Here is a 19160-nt window from a genome sequence, read left to right on the forward strand (position 1 = left end):
TTGTTAAGGTCTCCTGCTGCGCGCCGGGCAGGGCGGTGCCAGCTAGGCGTGCTTGCGGTTCGAGCGGTTGAATGGTCTGAACCGTCTTGCCTGAGTCGCGGCCAGTCCGAGGAAACCTGTCAGAAGGAATCCGAGCGAAGAGGGGAGCGGCATGACTGCGGGAGAGAGGTTGTTTTGGACGACTGTCATTTCGATGACGTTATCGCGCCAGTCGGCGGTAAGGTATTTGCTTCCGCCAATATATTCGTAACCGCCTCCCCAGTCATCGGCCCACTGCATAGTCACTTCTCCACCGGGTTGAGTGCTGCCAGAAAACGAAACTAGATCGACAGTGTCAAATATTAGCGAGAAGGAATCGAGACCAGCCTGCGCTCGGTTCAGATAGTAGCTTGAATCGAAGCTGCAGTCGTAGTCATCCACCTTGCAGCTCGGCGCATTTCCGAAATCCAAAGCCGCAGTGTCGATGGTTGCCTTGAAATCAATGACATCGCCAACATTCCGAGTTGGAAATGGGCTCATCAGATCAAGGGCTTGCCCGAATTCGGGGATGATCTCGCCTTTGTCGTAGCCGGGATACGATTCAATGTGGTGCCCATCATCGTCGTAATAAATCAATTCCAAGCCCGACCAATAAATCCGGTCGATCCGCAGCGATATGTCGATGTTTACGATGCTGGCAGAGGCGCCGCTTGCGAAAAGGGACAGTGCCGCGATCAAGAATAACTTACCCATAGTGTTCCTCAAAACTGGTGCTGACCGGCAGTCAGCATGAAAAGAATGAACAATGTTAAGCATAAATTAACCATTGTGTGAATGCACAACGGCAGGTTGCTTCCGATTCGTTCGTAACTCTTTGACCGGGCATGGTTTTGGCCTGTATTTTACGCGAAGCGACCGCGACCAACGATGGGTGCGCCGCTTGCCAAAGGCTGCTGAGGGATGATTTGTCTGAAGCTCTCCTTCGGGCATGGTTTTCACTGCGGGTAAGTGAACCGACCGGCCGGATGCGCTCGCCTAACCGGAGAGGGACAAGTTCCGATGGCGTGGTTACCCATTGCCGCCGTTTCCCACCAGATCGAGGTGACGCGGGGGCGAGCCGGCGCAGGCGTGTATTGCGGCCTTGAATTTGCCCGCATCGCCCGTTATGTGCCCCGGATACCAGATGTGAGAAAGAGCCCAGACATGGCCACCAATCCGATCCAGTTCGTCAATCAGGTCCGCGCCGAAGTAGCCAAGGTTGTCTGGCCGACCCGTCGCGAAGTTGTTCTGACGACGGTAATGGTGTTCATCATGGCGGCCCTTACGGCTGTCTTCTTTGCATTGGTCGACCTGGCGATCCGCTACGGTCTTCAGGGTATTCTTACCTTTTTCGGCTGACCCTTACCGGGGACGCGGCGGCCACCGTGCCGACGCTACGTGAATCGACCTCTGCCCTCTTGATCAATCGGGCTTAGGCGGTTAGGTCAGCGGCTACCCATGACATTGGCGTGCGGCGATTCGCGCTGCGCGCCGCTTTTTGTTCAGGGACGGGCGGGGCAACCCGTTGAAATCTTTACCGGAATGCGGCAGTTCCCGCTTGGGGCGCCGGACAGGACAAGGACAGCAAGCGCAATGGCGAAACGGTGGTATTCGGTCAGCGTTCTTTCGAATTTCGAAAAGAAGATCGCAGAACAGATCCGCACGTCGGCTGCCGAGCACGGGCTCGAGGAGGAGATCGACGAGGTACTGGTGCCCACCGAAGAGGTGATCGAAGTGCGCCGTGGCAAGAAGGTGTCGACCGAGCGCCGCTTTATGCCGGGTTACGTGCTGGTCCACATGGAGATGTCCGACCAGGGCTATCACCTGATCAACTCGATCAACCGCGTCACCGGGTTCCTTGGTCCGCAGGGCCGTCCGATGCCGATGCGCGACGCCGAGGTGAACGCGATTCTGAACCGGGTTCAGGAAGGCGAAGAGACCCCGCGCACGCTCATCCATTTCGAGGTGGGCGAAAAGGTCAAGGTCAACGACGGTCCCTTCGAGGACTTCGACGGCATGGTCGAAGAGGTGGACGAGGACAACGAACGTCTCAAGGTCACCGTGTCGATCTTTGGCCGGGAAACCCCGGTCGAACTGGAATTCACTCAGGTCTCCAAGCAGGGCTGAGAGAGTGGCGGGTTTGCCCGCCAAGCGGTTCCCGAAGGGGGCCGTTCATTCGTGGGAGGCGACAGGTCGCGACCTGAGACCGCACCACGCTAACCAACCGGGCGGTGACGCGTCATCGTCCATAGGGCGGGTAAAAGCCTGCCGATGACATGAAGGAGAGGCCTCATGGCCAAGAAACTCGTAGGCAGCATGAAGCTGCAGGTGCCCGCCGGGCAAGCAAACCCCTCCCCGCCGGTTGGTCCGGCGCTGGGTCAGCGCGGCATCAACATCATGGAATTCTGCAAGGCGTTCAACGCCAAGACCGCAGACATGGAGCCCGGTGCGCCGTGCCCGACCGTGATCACCTATTATCAGGACAAGTCCTTTACCATGGACATCAAGACGCCGCCCGCGTCTTACTACCTGAAAAAAGCCGCCAAGGTGAAATCCGGCGCCAAGACGCCGTCGCGTGAAACCGTTGGTACGGTGACCGCTGCGCAGGTGCGTGAAATCGCCGAAGCGAAGATGAAGGATCTCAACGCGACCTCGATCGAAGGCGCGATGCAGATCATCCTGGGCTCTGCCCGCTCTATGGGCATCGAGGTGAAGTAATGGCTAAGCTTGGAAAACGGACCCGCGCCGCTCGCGAGGCTTTCGCCGGTAAAGAAGACCTGACCGTCGAAGAAGCCGTTGCCCTCATCAAGAGCAACGCCAAGACCAAGTTCGACGAAACCGTCGAAATCGCGCTGAACCTCGGCGTTGACCCGCGTCACGCAGACCAGATGGTCCGTGGCAAGGTGTCGCTGCCCGCAGGTACAGGTAAAGACGTGCGCGTTGCCGTCTTCGCCCGTGGCGACAAGGCAGAAGAAGCCAAGGCCGCCGGTGCAGACATCGTTGGCGCCGAAGACCTTATGGAAACCGTTCAGGGCGGCAAGATCGATTTCGATCGCTGCATCGCGACCCCCGACATGATGCCCGTCGTGGGCCGTCTGGGTAAGGTGCTTGGCCCCCGTAACCTGATGCCGAACCCCAAGATCGGCACCGTGACGATGGATGTCGCCGAAGCTGTCAAGGCAGCCAAGGGCGGTGAAGTCCAGTTCAAGGTGGAAAAAGCCGGTGTCGTGCACGCAGGTGTTGGCAAGGTTTCCTTCGACGAAGCCAAGCTGGTCGAAAACATCCGCGCCTTTGTTGACGCGGTTGCCAAAGCCAAACCGGCAGGGTCGAAAGGCACCTACATGAAAAAGGTCTCGGTCAGCTCGACCATGGGCCCGGGCGTGACCATCGACGTGACGAACGCAACCGGCAACTAAGCCCGGTTCGACAGTTCAAGCGAAAGGCGGGCTTAGGTCCGCCTTTTTGCATTTCCGGCTGGAACTGGCCGTATATGCGGCGGGTTAAGAATGAAGGCGATTTTTTTCGAATTTGCTCTTCACATTCTCCGCAAAGACGATTATCGACATCCTTTGTCCGGGGTGCCACGCAAATTGGCGCCCCGGATGATTCGTCCGAGACGGTGGGTGCCGGGTATCATCCTAGCATAATTCCTGCCTGAGACGGGAAATGACAAATTTCTTCGGATCGCCATGCGGTGTTTTCGAGGCAAAGCGCAGGACCCGTAAGGACCCGATTGTCGGGGCTTTCGTCCCGGCAGAACTGAGCCGGAGGGTCAAACCTCCCTTACTGGAGTGAAACTGTGGATAGAGCCCAGAAAGAGAAAGTGGTCGAGGAACTCGGCCAGATCTTTGAAAGCTCTGGCGTCGTTGTGGTAGCACACTACACCGGCCTTACAGTTGCTCAGATGCAGGATCTCCGTGCGCGTGCGCGCGATGCGGGTGGTTCTGTGCGCGTTGCCAAGAACAGGCTCGCCAAGATTGCCCTGGACGGAAAGCCCTGCGAAAGCATCGGCGAATATCTGACGGGCATGACTGTTCTGACCTATTCCGAGGATCCTGTGGCTGCGGCCAAGGTTGCCGAGGACTTTGCCAAGGAACACGACAAGTTCCAGATCCTTGGCGGGGCTATGGGTGAGAATGCTCTGGACCGTGCTGGTGTTGCAGCCGTGTCGAAAATGCCGTCGCGCGAGGAGCTTATTGCTTCGATCGTCGGCTGCATCGGCGCACCTGCAAGCAACATCGCCGGGGCCATTGGCGCACCTGCTTCGAACATCGCATCCATCTTGTCCACGATCGAGGACAAGGCGGCTGCCTGAGCACTGTAAGACCGGCACGTGGTTGAAACACACGTCGTTGGAACACATATCGTAAAACGGAAAGAGCTTATACAATGGCTGATCTGAAAAAACTGGCAGAAGAGATCGTTGGTCTGACCCTGCTGGAAGCACAAGAACTGAAAACCATCCTCAAGGACGAATACGGCATCGAGCCCGCAGCTGGCGGCGCTGTCATGATGGCTGGTCCCGCAGACGCCGGTGGCGCTGCCGAGGAAGAAAAAACCGAATTCGACGTCGTTCTGAAGAACGCCGGCGCTTCGAAAATCAACGTGATCAAAGAAGTTCGCGGCATCACCGGTCTTGGTCTGAAAGAAGCCAAGGAACTGGTCGAAGCTGGCGGCAAGATCAAAGAAGGCGTCGACAAAGCCGAAGCCGAAGAGATCAAGGGCAAGCTGGAAGCAGCTGGCGCCGAAGTCGAACTGGCCTAATTGGCCGTCTCGCCCTTTCACGGGTGACTGGAACATGGCTGGATCCGGAGATTTCCGGGTCCAGCCGAACACGTCTTAGTAAGGGCCTCGCGCAGAGAGGCGTTTTCTAAGGCGCGGTTCACAGGATCGGGAGGCTTCCTTTGGGACGGAGGCCATGAATTGATCCGAACCCCCTGTCTCGTATGGGTAAGGTGCCGGGGCCCGACGGTGCCCTTGCCCGGTGAGAAAATCGAAAGGTGACACCTGACATGGCTCAATCCTACCTTGGCCAGAAACGTCTTCGTAAATACTATGGCAAAATCCGCGAAGTGCTGGATATGCCCAACCTCATCGAGGTTCAGAAATCTTCCTACGACCTTTTCCTGAGATCCGGCGATGCGCCCCAGCCCACAGATGGCGAAGGTATCATGGGCGTGTTCCAGTCGGTCTTTCCGATCAAGGATTTCAACGAAACCAGCGTGCTTGAATTCGTCAAGTACGAGCTGGAAAAGCCGAAATATGACGTCGAGGAATGTCAGCAGCGTGACATGACCTACAGCGCACCGCTCAAGGTGACGCTGCGTCTTATCGTGTTCGATGTCGATGAGGACACCGGCGCGAAATCCGTCAAGGACATCAAGGAACAGGACGTGTTCATGGGCGATATGCCCCTGATGACGCCCAACGGTACCTTTGTCGTCAACGGCACCGAGCGTGTGATCGTATCCCAGATGCACCGTTCGCCCGGCGTGTTCTTTGACCACGACAAGGGCAAGACCCATTCCTCGGGCAAGCTGCTCTTTGCCTGCCGCATCATTCCCTACCGCGGATCGTGGCTCGATTTCGAATTCGATGCGAAGGATATCGTGTTCGCCCGGATCGACCGTCGCCGCAAGCTGCCTGTCACCACGCTGCTTTATGCGCTGGGTCTCGATCAGGAAGGCATCATGGATGCCTATTACAACACCGTCAATTACAGCTACCAGAAGGGCAAGGGCTGGGTCGCCCCCTTCTTCCCCGAGCGTGTGCGCGGTACCCGTCCGACCTTTGATCTGGTCGATGCGGCAACCGGCAACATCATCGGCGAAGCTGGCAAGAAAATCACTCCTCGTGCGGTCAAGAAGCTGATCGACGAAGGTGAAGTAAAGGAACTGCTGCTGCCCTTCGATCACATCGTCGGCAAGTTCGTGGCCCGCGACATCATCAACGAGGAAACCGGCGCGATCTATGTCGAAGCCGGTGACGAGCTGACGCTGGAATACGACAAGTCCGGCGACCTGATCGGCGGCACCGCGAAAGAACTGATCGACGCGGGCATCACCGATATTCCGGTGCTCGACATCGACAACATCAACGTCGGTCCGTACATGCGCAACACCATGGCGATGGACAAGAACATGAACCGCGAAACCGCGCTCATGGACATCTATCGCGTGATGCGCCCGGGCGAGCCGCCCACCGTCGACGCTGCTTCGGCCCTGTTCGACACGCTGTTCTTCGACAGCGAGCGTTATGACCTGTCGGCTGTTGGCCGCGTGAAGATGAACATGCGTCTGGCACTCGATGCCGAAGACACCCAGCGTACCCTGCGCCGTGAAGACATCGTCGCCTGCATCAAGGCGCTGGTGGAACTGCGCGATGGCAAGGGCGATATCGACGATATCGACCACCTTGGTAACCGTCGTGTGCGTTCGGTCGGCGAACTGATGGAGAACCAGTACCGCGTCGGTCTGCTCCGGATGGAGCGCGCGATCAAGGAACGTATGTCCAGCGTCGAAATCGACACGGTCATGCCGCAGGATCTGATCAACGCGAAGCCCGCCGCTGCTGCCGTGCGTGAATTCTTTGGCTCTTCGCAGCTGTCGCAGTTCATGGACCAGACCAACCCGCTTTCCGAGGTGACGCACAAGCGTCGTCTTTCGGCGCTTGGGCCGGGCGGTCTGACCCGTGAGCGCGCAGGCTTTGAGGTGCGCGACGTTCACCCGACCCACTATGGCCGGATGTGCCCGATTGAAACGCCGGAAGGTCCGAACATTGGTCTGATCAACTCGCTGGCAACCTTTGCCCGCGTGAACAAGTACGGCTTTATCGAAACGCCCTATCGCGTGGTCAAGGACGGCCAGGTGACGGACGAAGTGCACTACATGTCCGCGACCGAGGAGATGCGTCACACCGTGGCGCAGGCGAACGCCAACCTCGACGAGAACATGAAGTTCGTGAACGATCTGGTCTCGACCCGTAAATCCGGTGACTACACCCTGTCTCCGAACGAAACGGTCGACCTGATCGACGTGTCGCCGAAGCAGCTTGTTTCGGTTGCGGCTTCGCTGATTCCGTTCCTCGAAAACGACGACGCCAACCGCGCTCTGATGGGCTCGAACATGCAGCGTCAGGCGGTTCCGCTTCTGCGGGCCGAGGCGCCGCTGGTCGGCACCGGCATCGAAGAGGTTGTGGCGCGTGACTCTGGTGCGGCGATCATGGCCAAACGGGCCGGTATCATCGACCAGGTGGATGCGCAGCGTATCGTGATCCGGGCGACCGAAGATCTGGAACTGGGCGATGCGGGCGTCGACATCTACCGTATGCGCAAGTTCCAGCGGTCGAACCAGAACACCTGCATCAACCAGCGTCCGCTGATCAAGGTTGGCGACACGGTGCAAAAGGGCGAAGTCATTGCCGATGGTCCGTCCACCGATATGGGTGAACTGGCGCTTGGCAAGAACGTGGTCGTCGCCTTCATGCCGTGGAACGGCTACAACTACGAAGACTCGATCCTGATTTCCGAGCGCATCGCGCGTGACGACGTGTTCACCTCGATCCATATCGAGGAATTCGAAGTCGCCGCCCGTGACACCAAGCTTGGGCCGGAAGAAATCACCCGCGACATCCCGAACGTCGGCGAGGAAGCCCTGCGCAACCTCGACGAAGCGGGCATCGTCTATATCGGTGCCGATGTGGAGCCGGGCGATATCCTCGTCGGTAAGATCACGCCCAAGGGCGAAAGCCCGATGACGCCGGAAGAAAAACTCCTCCGCGCCATCTTTGGCGAAAAGGCAAGCGACGTGCGCGACACCTCCCTGCGGGTCAAGCCGGGCGATTTCGGTACCGTGGTCGAAGTGCGTGTCTTCAACCGTCACGGCGTCGAAAAGGACGAACGTGCGCTGCAGATCGAGCGCGAGGAAGTCGAACGCCTCGCTCGTGACCGCGACGACGAACTCGCGATCCTCGACCGCAACATCTATGCGCGTCTCAAGGACCTGATCCTTGGCAAGACCGCGGTGAAGGGGCCGAAGGGCGTCAAATCCGGTGTCGTGATCGACGAAGAACTTCTCGAAACCCTGAGCCGCGGCCAGTGGTGGCAGCTTGCCTTGGGCGAAGAGAAGGACGCACAGATCGTCGAAGCCCTGAACGAGCAGTACGAGGTGCAAAAGCGCGCTCTCGACGCCCGTTTCGAGGACAAGGTCGAAAAAGTCCGTCGTGGCGACGACCTGCCGCCGGGCGTGATGAAGATGGTCAAGGTGTTCGTCGCGGTGAAGCGCAAGCTGCAGCCGGGCGACAAGATGGCCGGTCGTCACGGCAACAAGGGTGTGATTTCGAAAGTGGTGCCGATGGAGGACATGCCGTTCCTCGAAGACGGTACCCCGGTCGACTTCTGCCTCAACCCGCTGGGTGTGCCTTCGCGTATGAACGTCGGTCAGATCCTTGAAACCCACATGGGCTGGGCGTCGCGCGGTCTGGGTATCAACATCGACGAAGCTCTGGGTGAATACCGCCGGTCCGGCGACCTGACCCCGGTGCGTGATGCGATGCGCCATGCCTATGGCGACGACACCTTTGCTGAAGGTATCGAAGGGATGGACGAAACCCATCTCATCGAAGCGGCGGGCAACGTGACCCGTGGTGTGCCGATCGCAACGCCGGTCTTCGACGGTGCCAAGGAACTTGACGTGAACGACGCGCTGTCGCGTGCCGGTTTCGATACGTCGGGCCAGTCGGTGCTGTTCGATGGCCGTACCGGTCAGCAATTCGCGCGGAAGGTGACGGTGGGGGTCAAGTACCTGCTGAAACTGCACCACCTTGTCGACGACAAGATCCACGCACGTTCGACCGGGCCGTACTCGCTCGTCACGCAGCAGCCGCTGGGTGGTAAGGCGCAGTTCGGTGGCCAGCGTTTCGGGGAAATGGAGGTCTGGGCTCTCGAAGCTTACGGTGCCGCCTATACCCTGCAGGAAATGCTGACCGTGAAATCGGACGACGTTGCCGGCCGGACCAAGGTCTACGAGTCGATCGTCAAGGGCGAGGACAACTTCGAAGCGGGCGTTCCCGAGAGCTTTAACGTGCTCGTGAAAGAAGTCCGCGGCCTCGGCCTGAACATGGAACTCCTGGATGCGGAGGAAGAGTAGGGGCGTACGCGCCCCCACTCATCCCATCCCAATTTGTAAGGACGCAAAATGAACCAGGAACTGACAAACAACCCGTTCAACCCGCTGACACCGCCCAAGGTCTTTGACGAGATCAAGGTGTCGCTGGCTTCGCCGGAACGGATCCTCTCGTGGTCCTATGGTGAGATCAAGAAACCGGAAACCATCAACTACCGGACGTTCAAGCCCGAGCGTGACGGTCTTTTCTGTGCGCGTATCTTTGGCCCGATCAAAGACTACGAATGTCTCTGCGGCAAATATAAGCGCATGAAATATCGCGGCGTCGTCTGCGAAAAATGCGGTGTAGAAGTCACGCTGCAAAAAGTCCGCCGCGAGCGGATGGGCCATATCGAACTGGCCTCCCCCGTTGCGCATATCTGGTTCCTCAAGTCGCTGCCCAGCCGCATCGGCCTGATGCTGGACATGACCCTGCGCGATCTGGAACGGGTTCTCTACTTTGAGAACTACGTTGTGATCGAACCGGGCCTGACCGATCTTCAGTACGGTCAGATGATGACCGAGGAAGAGTATATGGACGCGCAGGATGCCTATGGCATGGACGCGTTCACGGCCAATATCGGTGCCGAAGCCATCCGCGAGATGCTGGCGCAGATCGACCTCGAAGCCGAGGCCGACCAACTGCGTGCGGACCTCAAGGAAGCAACTGGCGAGTTGAAGCCCAAGAAGATCATCAAGCGCCTGAAAGTCGTGGAATCCTTCCTGGAATCCGGCAACCGTCCGGAATGGATGGTCCTGACGGTGATCCCGGTCATTCCGCCGGAACTGCGTCCGCTGGTGCCGCTGGATGGCGGTCGTTTCGCGACCTCCGACCTGAACGACCTGTATCGCCGCGTGATCAACCGGAACAACCGTCTGAAGCGCCTGATCGAGCTTCGTGCGCCCGATATCATCGTGCGTAACGAAAAGCGGATGCTTCAGGAATCCGTCGACGCCCTGTTCGACAACGGCCGTCGTGGCCGCGTGATCACCGGCGCCAACAAGCGTCCGCTGAAATCGCTGTCGGACATGCTGAAAGGCAAGCAGGGTCGCTTCCGTCAGAACCTTCTGGGTAAGCGGGTCGACTTCTCGGGCCGTTCGGTCATCGTGACGGGTCCTGAACTCAAGCTGCACCAGTGCGGTCTGCCCAAGAAGATGGCGCTCGAACTGTTCAAGCCGTTCATCTATTCGCGGCTGGAGGCCAAGGGCTTGTCCAGCACCGTGAAACAGGCCAAGAAGCTTGTCGAAAAAGAACGTCCCGAAGTCTGGGATATCCTCGACGAGGTCATCCGTGAACACCCCGTGATGCTGAACCGTGCGCCGACGCTGCACCGTCTTGGTATCCAGGCGTTCGAACCGGTTCTGATCGAAGGCAAGGCGATCCAGCTTCACCCGCTGGTCTGTTCGGCCTTCAACGCCGACTTTGACGGTGACCAGATGGCCGTTCACGTCCCGCTCTCGCTGGAAGCCCAGCTGGAAGCGCGCGTGCTGATGATGTCGACGAACAACGTTCTGTCGCCGGCAAACGGTGCGCCGATCATCGTTCCGTCGCAGGATATGATCCTTGGCCTTTACTATGTTACGCTGGAACGCGAAGGCATGAAGGGCGAAGGCATGGTCTTTGGCTCGATCGAGGAAGTCCAGCACGCGCTGGATGCGGGTGTCGTACACCTGCACTCCAAGATCCAGGCGCGGATTACGCAGATCGACGACGAAGGCAATGAGATCCAGAAGCGCTACGAGACCACGCCGGGCCGTGTCCGTCTGGGCGCGCTGCTGCCGCTTAACGCCAAGGCACCGTTCGAACTGGTCAACCGTCTGCTTCGCAAGAAGGAAGTCCAGCAGGTCATCGACACCGTCTACCGTTACTGCGGTCAGAAAGAGTCGGTCATCTTCTGTGACCAGATCATGTCGATGGGTTTCAAGGAAGCCTTCTCGGCAGGGATCTCGTTCGGCAAAGACGACATGCTGATCCCCGACTCCAAGTGGCCGATCGTCGAAGAAACGCGCGAGCAGGTGAAGGATTTCGAACAGCAGTACATGGACGGCCTGATCACCCAGGGCGAAAAGTACAACAAGGTTGTCGATGCCTGGTCGAAGTGTAACGACCGCGTCACCGAAGCCATGATGGGGTCGATCTCGGCCGATGTCCGCGACGAAAACGGCGCGGTCATGGAGCCGAACTCGGTCTACATGATGGCCCACTCCGGTGCGCGTGGCTCGGTTACGCAGATGAAGCAGCTGGGCGGGATGCGCGGCCTGATGGCGAAGCCGAACGGCGACATCATCGAAACGCCGATCATCTCGAACTTCAAGGAAGGTCTGACCGTTCTTGAATACTTCAACTCGACCCACGGTGCCCGTAAGGGTCTGTCGGATACCGCTCTTAAGACGGCGAACTCGGGTTACCTGACCCGTCGTCTGGTGGACGTGGCTCAGGACTGCATCGTGCGTATGCTCGACTGCGGTACCGAGAACTCGATCACTGCCGAAGCGGCGGTCAACGACGGTGAAGTCGTGGCCACGCTGGGCGAGCGTGTTCTGGGCCGTGTCGCGGCAGAGGACATCCTCAAGCCTGGTACAGAAGAGGTGCTGGTCTCCGAGGGTCAGTTGATCGACGAGCGCATGGCCGACGCCATCGAGGAGTGCAACGTGCAGTCCGCGCGGATCCGGTCGCCGCTGACCTGTGAAGCCGAAGAGGGCGTCTGCGCCACCTGCTACGGTCGTGACCTTGCACGCGGTACGATGGTGAACACCGGCGAAGCCGTGGGTATCATCGCGGCCCAGTCGATCGGTGAACCCGGTACACAGCTGACGATGCGGACGTTCCACATCGGTGGCGTTGCACAGGGTGGCCAGCAGTCCTTCCTCGAAGCCAGCCAGCCTGGCAAGGTCGTTTATGAGAACGCGCAGATCCTCGAGAACGCCAATGGCGAGATCCTGGTGATGGGCCGGAACATGAAGCTGATCATTCAGGACGAGAACGGCGAAGAGCGCGCGAGCCACAAGATCGGTTACGGCACCAAGCTGTTCGTCAAGGACGGCGAGATGGTCAAACGCGGCGACAAGCTGATCGAATGGGATCCCTACACCCTGCCGATCATCGCCGAGAAGGCCGGTACGGCGAAATTCGTCGACCTCTTGAGCGGCATCGCCGTGCGCGACGAGACGGACGAAGCTACCGGCATGACCCAGAAGATCGTGATCGACTGGCGTGCCGCGCCGAAGGGTAACGAGCTCAAGCCCGAGATCATTCTTGTTGGCGAAGATGGCGAGCCGGTCCGCAACGATGCGGGCAACCCGGTGACCTATCCGATGTCGGTGGACGCGATCCTTTCCATCGAGGAGGGCGCGGAGATCAAGGCCGGTGACGTGGTTGCGCGTATTCCGCGTGAAGGTGCAAAGACGAAGGACATTACCGGTGGTCTGCCGCGTGTGGCCGAACTGTTCGAAGCGCGCCGTCCCAAGGATCACGCGATCATTGCGGAGATCGACGGCTATGTGCGTTACGGTCGCGACTACAAGAACAAGCGCCGTATCAGCATCGAGCCTGCGGATGAATCGATGGAGCCCGTCGAATACATGGTGCCCAAGGGCAAGCACATTCCGGTTCAGGAAGGTGACTATGTCCAGAAGGGCGACTACATCATGGACGGCAACCCGGCCCCTCATGACATCCTTGCGATCATGGGTGTCGAGGCGCTGGCGGATTACATGATCAACGAGGTGCAGGAGGTCTATCGTCTTCAGGGCGTGAAGATCAACGACAAGCACATCGAGGTCATCGTGCGCCAGATGCTGCAGAAGTGGGAGATCCAGGAGAGCGGCGATACCACGCTGCTCAAGGGCGAACACGTCGACAAGCAGGAGTTCGATCAGGCCAACGAAAAGGCGATCTCCAAGGGCGGCCGTCCGGCACAGGGCGAACCGATTCTTCTCGGGATCACCAAGGCGTCGCTGCAGACCCGGTCGTTCATCTCGGCCGCGTCCTTCCAGGAGACCACCCGCGTGCTGACCGAGGCTTCGGTTCAGGGCAAGCGCGACAAACTGGTCGGCCTGAAAGAGAACGTGATCGTCGGCCGCCTGATCCCGGCCGGTACCGGTGGCGCGACCCAGAAGGTCCGCCGCATCGCGACCGAACGGGACAACGTGGTGATCGACGCACGCCGGGACGAGGCTGAAGCGGCCGCTGCGCTCGCGGCACCGCTGGAAGGCGATATCATCGGTGCGGATGATTACGACACGCTGGTGGATACGCCCGAAAGCCGGGATTGATCCCTGACGGGCTCGGATCTGGCCCCGCGTAGAAACTGATGACCCCCGTTCCGGAAGGTGCGGGGGTTTTCTTTTGCAGTAAATCCCTTGGCCGGTTCGAGCTGACAATGGGCGACCCATGTCGGTTCGTGGCCTGGTCAGGGGGCTCTGCCCCCGTCCTGCGGACTCCCCCGGGATATTTTTGACCCAAAGAAGCAGGGCGATCACGCGCCGGGGTCTTGGGGCGTGACGGCGAGGGGGGAATGTGGCAAAGGGAGGAGGAGCGAACAGATCGGGACAGCGGCGTGGCGCCAGAATTTCGGACGATCGGGCTGGTACGGTTTTCGGTACTGACCCCGACCTATTACTCGGAACGGTTCAAGACGCTTCAGGAAACCGCGGCGCATCTGTTCAGCCCGGCGCGCATGGAGCTGCGGTTTCGCCTGTTCGAACGCCTCTGCCTGCCGTCTATGACCGGGCAGGGTGACGGGGATTTCCGCCTGATCGTGCTGGCGGCAGAGGCAATGCCGAAAGTCTATCTCGAACGGTTACACGCCCTGCTGGAACCGCATGAGAATATCTCGCTGCGGCTGGTCGGGCCGGGGAAGCATTACGCGATGCTGCGCGAGGCCTATCAATCGGTCCCGGTCGAGGGGTGCAGCCATCGGATCATGTTCCGGCTGGATGACGATGACGCGGTGGATCGGGATTTCATCGCCCGCAGCAAGCGGCTGGCGCGGGGGCTGTTTCATCTGCACGAGGCGCCGCCGCCGACGATCATCGCCTATAATCGTGGCTTCTACCTGCGGCGCAGCGAGACCGGGTCGGAAGTCTTCGATGCGGTAGAGCGGGCGCCGCTCTCGGCGGGGGTGACGCTGGTTGCGCCGCTTGCACATGAGACCAACCCCTATCGCTATGTACATCGCAAGTTCGCGCAGCACTATAATACCTATTCCGATATCTCGGTGCCCGGCTTCATCCGGACGATCCATGGCGATAACAAGTCGGACCCGGCGGTAATGGGCTTGTCGCACAAGATGGGATCGCCGCAGGTCGAGGCGGAGCTGCAGGCGCATTTCGGTCTTGGGATCGAGGATCTGAAGGCGCTGTGATCTAATCCGCGCCAAAGACGCGGCGAACATGGTCGGCATCGATATCGTAGCGGCTGCGAAAGAGGGATTCCCCAGCGTAATCCAGCAAGGCGAGGTCGAAGTTGCGCGTGTTGGGACCCTGGCGTGAATCGTTATGGTCGTTGTGGCCGCGGAGCATCATCGCCTTATCGGGAAAGCTGAGCGCGGGCATTTTTCGCGCAATGCGGTGATGGGCGAAATTCATCACGCTGAGATCGACGCCGGGGCGGAACATCACGGCCAAGCCCGGAGTCCAGAAGGGTTGGTGGATCTCAGCGGCTTCGATGCCATCGGGGCTGGGGCGCGCGATATGGCCGGCGCTGAAGTCGATGGCGATGTGACGGTGATCGTTCAGCATGCCCGCCACCTGCCCGGCGGCGCGGCGCAGGCGTTCGACGAAATCAACCGCCACCGCGTCGTCGTCATCAAGGCGGAATTGCAGGCAGGGACCGCGTCCCGGCTCTCGACAGTCGTTGATCGCTTCTTTCATCACCGGGCGATGCGGGCCGGGCGGGCAGGCTTCGATCCTGACCTGCGGAATGTCGGCGCAGAGTCCGGCAAGCCGGGTGCGATGTTCGGCGGGCAGGCTGTCGCCGATCACGATGAGAAAGGTGAAATCAGGATCGCTCTGCGCCCGGATCGAGGGCAGGGTGAAACATTCGAGGAAACGGAATCGCTCTTCGAGCCGTTCCGGCGCGTAGAGATAGGCGATCCGTTCCTCGAGGCTCGCATGGGCGACCTGAAACCCGCCCTCGCCGGGATAGGAGAACCGGCACAATCCGATAACCTGCATGTTTCGCTTCCGATTTTTTGCTGTCCGGGGCCGGTGATGCCGGATATACTGTGGCAAGCGGATAACAGCGATGCAAGTCGGCACGGTCGGACAGGGGGCTGTTGACACTGGCGGCGACTCCTCTTATACGCCCGCTATCTCGGCTTCGGGGGTCGCCCCAAAGTGCCGATTTCTAAACTGAAGTGGTCATGATCCGGTCCGTAGGGGCCCGATCCTCTGGAAACCCACCGCGTCGTGCCCATTTGCAGGGGACGAAGGCGGTTTTTGCGCTGTGCAGACGTGTATGGCGCCGGACTGATTTGAACCGCACGCACATGCGTGCACACACATGTGTTGATGAGACGGGGAAAGAACCGGAATGCCAACGATCCAGCAGCTGATCCGCAAGCCGCGGCAGCCTAAAGTAAAACGTTCGAAGTCGATGCACCTGCAGGAATGCCCGCAAAAGCGCGGCGTCTGCACACGCGTCTATACAACCACACCGAAAAAGCCGAACTCGGCCATGCGGAAAGTCGCCAAGGTGCGCCTGACCAACGGGTTCGAAGTGATTTCGTACATCCCGGGTGAGTCCCACAACCTTCAGGAACACTCGGTTGTCCTGATTCGTGGCGGCCGTGTAAAAGACCTTCCAGGTGTGCGTTACCACATTCTCCGCGGCGTGCTTGATACCCAGGGTGTCAAAGACCGTAAGCAGCGCCGCTCCAAGTATGGCGCTAAGCGTCCGAAATAAGGATTTCGGGCGTCCCGGCCGTGAACCGGGGCCTCGCCCGCAGAGGAACAAGAGGATATATAAATGTCTCGTCGTCACGCCGCAGAAAAACGCGAAGTCCTGCCCGACGCCAAGTATGGCGATCTGGTGCTGACCAAGTTCATGAACAACCTGATGGTCGATGGTAAGAAATCCGTCGCCGAACGGATCGTCTACAACGCGATGGATCGCGTCGAAGGCAAGATCAAGCGTTCGCCGATCGAAGTCTTCCATGAAGCCCTCGACAACATCCAGCCTTCGGTCGAGGTTCGCTCGCGCCGTGTGGGTGGTGCCACCTACCAGGTGCCCGTCGAAGTGCGCCCCGAGCGCCGTCAGGCCCTGGCGATCCGCTGGCTGATCAATGCAAGCCGCGCGCGCAACGAAAACACCATGGAAGAGCGCCTTGCAGGCGAACTGCTCGACGCAGTTCAGTCGCGCGGTTCCGCCGTGAAAAAGCGCGAAGATACCCACAAGATGGCCGACGCCAACAAAGCGTTCAGCCACTACCGCTGGTAAACACTCTACTCATTTTCGAGGACCGCCCCTATGGCACGCGAATACCCGCTTGAACGCTACCGCAACTTCGGCATCATGGCCCACATCGATGCAGGTAAAACCACCTGTTCCGAGCGTATCCTGTTCTACACCGGCAAATCCCACAACATCGGCGAAGTGCATGACGGCGCTGCGACGATGGACTGGATGGAGCAGGAGCAGGAACGTGGTATCACGATTACCTCGGCTGCAACCACGACGTTCTGGCAGTGGCAGGAGGACCCCACCAAGGAGGGGACCTACGACACCAAGTACCGCATGAACATCATCGACACGCCCGGTCACGTCGACTTCACGATCGAAGTCGAGCGTTCGCTGGCCGTGCTTGACGGTGCCGTTGCCGTTCTGGACGCCAACGCGGGTGTCGAGCCGCAGACCGAAACCGTCTGGCGTCAGGCCGACCGGTACAAGGTTCCGCGGATCGTGTTCGTCAACAAGATGGACAAGATCGGTGCCGACTTCTTCAACTGTGTCGAAATGATCCAGGACCGCACCGGTGCGACTCCGGCGCCGATCCAGATCCCGATCGGGGCAGAGAACGAGCTGGAAGGCATGGTCGACCTCGTCACCATGGAAGAGTGGGTCTGGAAGGGTGAAGATCTCGGCGCGAGCTGGGTTCGTCAGCCGATCCGTGAAAGCCTGCAGGACACCGCCAACGAATGGCGCGCCAAGCTGATCGAAAACGCCGTCGAAATGGACGACGACGCTATGGAAGCGTATCTGGAAGGCGAAGAGCCCGACATCGCGACCCTGCGCAAGCTGATCCGCAAGGGCACGCTGGCGATCAAGTTCATCCCGGTTCTCTGTGGCTCCGCCTTCAAGAACAAGGGTGTCCAGCCGCTGCTGAACGCTGTCGTCGACTATCTGCCCAGCCCGCTGGACGTTGTCGATTACATGGGCTTCAAGCCGGGCGACGAAACGGAAACCCGTAACATCCCGCGCCGTGCGGACGATGACATGCCTTTCGCTGGCCTTGCGTTCAAGATCATGAACGACCCCTTTGTCGGCTCGCTGACCTTCACCCGTATCTACTCGGGTAAGATGAACAAGGGCGACTCGATCCTGAACTCGACCAAAGGCAAGAAAGAGCGCATCGGTCGTATGATGATGATGCACTCGAACAACCGCGAGGAAATCGAGGAAGCATTTGCAGGCGACATTATCGCGCTGGCGGGTCTGAAAGACACCACCACGGGTGACACGCTGTGCGACGCCAAGGATCCGGTGGTTCTGGAAACCATGACCTTCCCCGATCCGGTTATCGAGATCGCGGTCGAGCCGAAGACCAAGAACGACCAAGAAAAGATGTCCGCAGGCCTGGCCCGTCTGGCCGCCGAAGACCCGTCCTTCCGCGTCGAGACCGACCTCGAATCCGGTCAGACCATCATGAAGGGCATGGGCGAACTTCACCTCGACATCCTCGTCGACCGCCTCAAGCGGGAATTCAAGGTCGAAGCGAACATCGGTGCGCCTCAGGTGGCTTACCGTGAGACCATCTCGAAAGAGGTTGAGCACACCTACACCCACAAGAAGCAGTCGGGTGGTTCGGGTCAGTTCGCCGAGGTCAAGCTCATCATCACGCCGACAGAGCCGGGCGAAGGTTACTCCTTTGAATCGCGCATCGTTGGTGGTGCGGTTCCGAAGGAATACATCCCCGGTGTCGAAAAAGGCATTAAGTCGGTCATGGACTCCGGTCCGCTGGCAGGCTTCCCGGTGATCGACTTCAAGGTGGCCCTGATCGACGGTAAGTTCCACGACGTGGACTCCTCGGTTCTCGCCTTCGAAATCGCCGCCCGTATGGGGATGCGCGAAGGGATGCGGAAAGCGGGCGCCAAGATGCTCGAGCCGATCATGAAGGTCGAAGTGATTTCGCCGGAAGAATACACCGGCAACGTCATCGGCGACCTCACGTCGCGCCGGGGTCAGGTGACCGGTCAGGAAAACCGCGGCAACGCGATCGCGATCAACGCTTTCGTGCCGCTGGCCAACATGTTCGGCTACATCAACACCCTGCGTTCCATGTCCTCGGGCCGCGCGCAGTTCACGATGCAGTTCGACCACTACGATCCGGTTCCGCAGAACATCTCTGACGAGATCCAGGCCAAATACGCATAAATCGGGTGGCGGGGAGTACCCCGCCCTACCCATCAACTGTAGGGCGGGACCTGTCCCGCCATCCGCACTAAAAAAGGAGACCTCCCCATGGGTAAGGCAAAGTTTGAACGCAACAAACCGCACGTAAACATCGGCACGATTGGTCACGTTGACCACGGCAAGACGACGCTGACGGCGGCGATCACCAAGTATTTCGGCGACTTCCGTGCCTATGACCAGATCGACGGCGCGCCCGAAGAGAAGGCCCGCGGGATCACCATTTCGACCGCGCACGTCGAGTATGAGACCGAAGCGCGTCACTACGCCCACGTCGACTGCCCCGGCCACGCCGACTACGTCAAGAACATGATCACCGGTGCGGCGCAGATGGACGGCGCGATCCTGGT

The 19160-nt window shown here is 59.5% G+C and carries 15 protein-coding genes; 13 read left to right on the forward strand and 2 right to left on the reverse strand.

The genetic code is table 11. The features are described 5' to 3' along the window. Window positions 1-42 precede the first annotated feature (42 nt). Window positions 43-732 carry a hypothetical protein gene (locus MF268_RS24160; RefSeq protein WP_238373284.1) on the reverse strand — a complete coding sequence of 230 codons (690 nt, stop codon included), beginning with the start codon at window positions 730-732 and terminating at the stop codon, window positions 43-45. Window positions 733-1182: 450 nt separating this feature from the next. Here MF268_RS24160 and secE point away from each other — a divergent pair, with 450 nt between their 5' ends. From secE to MF268_RS24205, 9 genes are all read left to right on the forward strand, one after another. After that, a complete protein-coding gene (secE, locus tag MF268_RS24165; RefSeq protein WP_088635883.1) occupies window positions 1183-1377 on the forward strand; it encodes a preprotein translocase subunit SecE in 195 nt (64 codons plus the stop codon). A 234-nt stretch (window positions 1378-1611) separates the two neighbouring features. Then, entirely contained in the window at window positions 1612-2145 is a 534-nt protein-coding gene (gene nusG / locus MF268_RS24170) for a transcription termination/antitermination protein NusG (protein ID WP_088635882.1), read from the forward strand. Between the two features lie 165 nt (window positions 2146-2310). Beyond that, window positions 2311-2736, forward strand: coding sequence for a 50S ribosomal protein L11 (gene rplK / locus MF268_RS24175; RefSeq protein ID WP_088635881.1), 426 nt, complete (start codon window positions 2311-2313; stop codon window positions 2734-2736). Beyond that, the gene (rplA, locus tag MF268_RS24180) at window positions 2736-3434 is read left to right on the forward strand and encodes a 50S ribosomal protein L1 (RefSeq protein ID WP_238373285.1); all 699 of its coding nucleotides are present in this window, start codon (window positions 2736-2738) and stop codon (window positions 3432-3434) included. The genes rplK and rplA overlap by 1 nt, the downstream gene beginning before the upstream one ends. 383 nt (window positions 3435-3817) lie before the next feature. Next, the gene (gene rplJ / locus MF268_RS24185; RefSeq protein ID WP_088635879.1) at window positions 3818-4333 is read left to right on the forward strand and encodes a 50S ribosomal protein L10; all 516 of its coding nucleotides are present in this window, start codon (window positions 3818-3820) and stop codon (window positions 4331-4333) included. Window positions 4334-4407: 74 nt separating this feature from the next. Continuing rightward, window positions 4408-4782 (forward strand): 50S ribosomal protein L7/L12, encoded by a 375-nt coding sequence (gene rplL, locus MF268_RS24190; RefSeq protein ID WP_238373286.1) that lies wholly within the window; start codon window positions 4408-4410, stop codon window positions 4780-4782. A gap of 248 nt (window positions 4783-5030) precedes the next feature. Next, window positions 5031-9164 carry a DNA-directed RNA polymerase subunit beta gene (gene rpoB / locus MF268_RS24195; RefSeq protein WP_238373287.1) on the forward strand — a complete coding sequence of 1378 codons (4134 nt, stop codon included), beginning with the start codon at window positions 5031-5033 and terminating at the stop codon, window positions 9162-9164. A gap of 48 nt (window positions 9165-9212) precedes the next feature. Beyond that, window positions 9213-13454, forward strand: coding sequence for a DNA-directed RNA polymerase subunit beta' (gene rpoC / locus MF268_RS24200; protein WP_238373288.1), 4242 nt, complete (start codon window positions 9213-9215; stop codon window positions 13452-13454). A gap of 284 nt (window positions 13455-13738) precedes the next feature. Further along, window positions 13739-14545, forward strand: coding sequence for a glycosyltransferase (locus MF268_RS24205; RefSeq protein ID WP_238373289.1), 807 nt, complete (start codon window positions 13739-13741; stop codon window positions 14543-14545). Between the two features lies 1 nt (window position 14546). Here MF268_RS24205 and MF268_RS24210 read toward each other — a convergent pair whose 3' ends face one another. Beyond that, a complete protein-coding gene (locus MF268_RS24210; protein ID WP_238373290.1) occupies window positions 14547-15356 on the reverse strand; it encodes a putative rhamnosyl transferase in 810 nt (269 codons plus the stop codon). A gap of 358 nt (window positions 15357-15714) precedes the next feature. Between MF268_RS24210 and rpsL the strand changes: the two genes are divergently transcribed. From rpsL to MF268_RS24230, 4 genes are all read left to right on the forward strand, one after another. After that, window positions 15715-16086, forward strand: a complete 372-nt coding sequence (gene rpsL / locus MF268_RS24215; RefSeq protein WP_007118826.1) for a 30S ribosomal protein S12 — start codon at window positions 15715-15717, stop codon at window positions 16084-16086. A gap of 63 nt (window positions 16087-16149) precedes the next feature. Continuing rightward, window positions 16150-16620 carry a 30S ribosomal protein S7 gene (gene rpsG, locus MF268_RS24220; protein WP_088635873.1) on the forward strand — a complete coding sequence of 157 codons (471 nt, stop codon included), beginning with the start codon at window positions 16150-16152 and terminating at the stop codon, window positions 16618-16620. A gap of 30 nt (window positions 16621-16650) precedes the next feature. After that, window positions 16651-18774 (forward strand): elongation factor G, encoded by a 2124-nt coding sequence (gene fusA / locus MF268_RS24225; protein WP_238373291.1) that lies wholly within the window; start codon window positions 16651-16653, stop codon window positions 18772-18774. 87 nt (window positions 18775-18861) lie between these two features. Further along, on the forward strand, window positions 18862-19160 hold a 299-nt coding region (locus MF268_RS24230; protein ID WP_238373292.1), incomplete at its 3' end, for a GTP-binding protein.

Source organism: Heliomarina baculiformis (assembly GCF_019966545.1).
Lineage (GTDB): Bacteria > Pseudomonadota > Alphaproteobacteria > Rhodobacterales > Rhodobacteraceae > Heliomarina > Heliomarina baculiformis.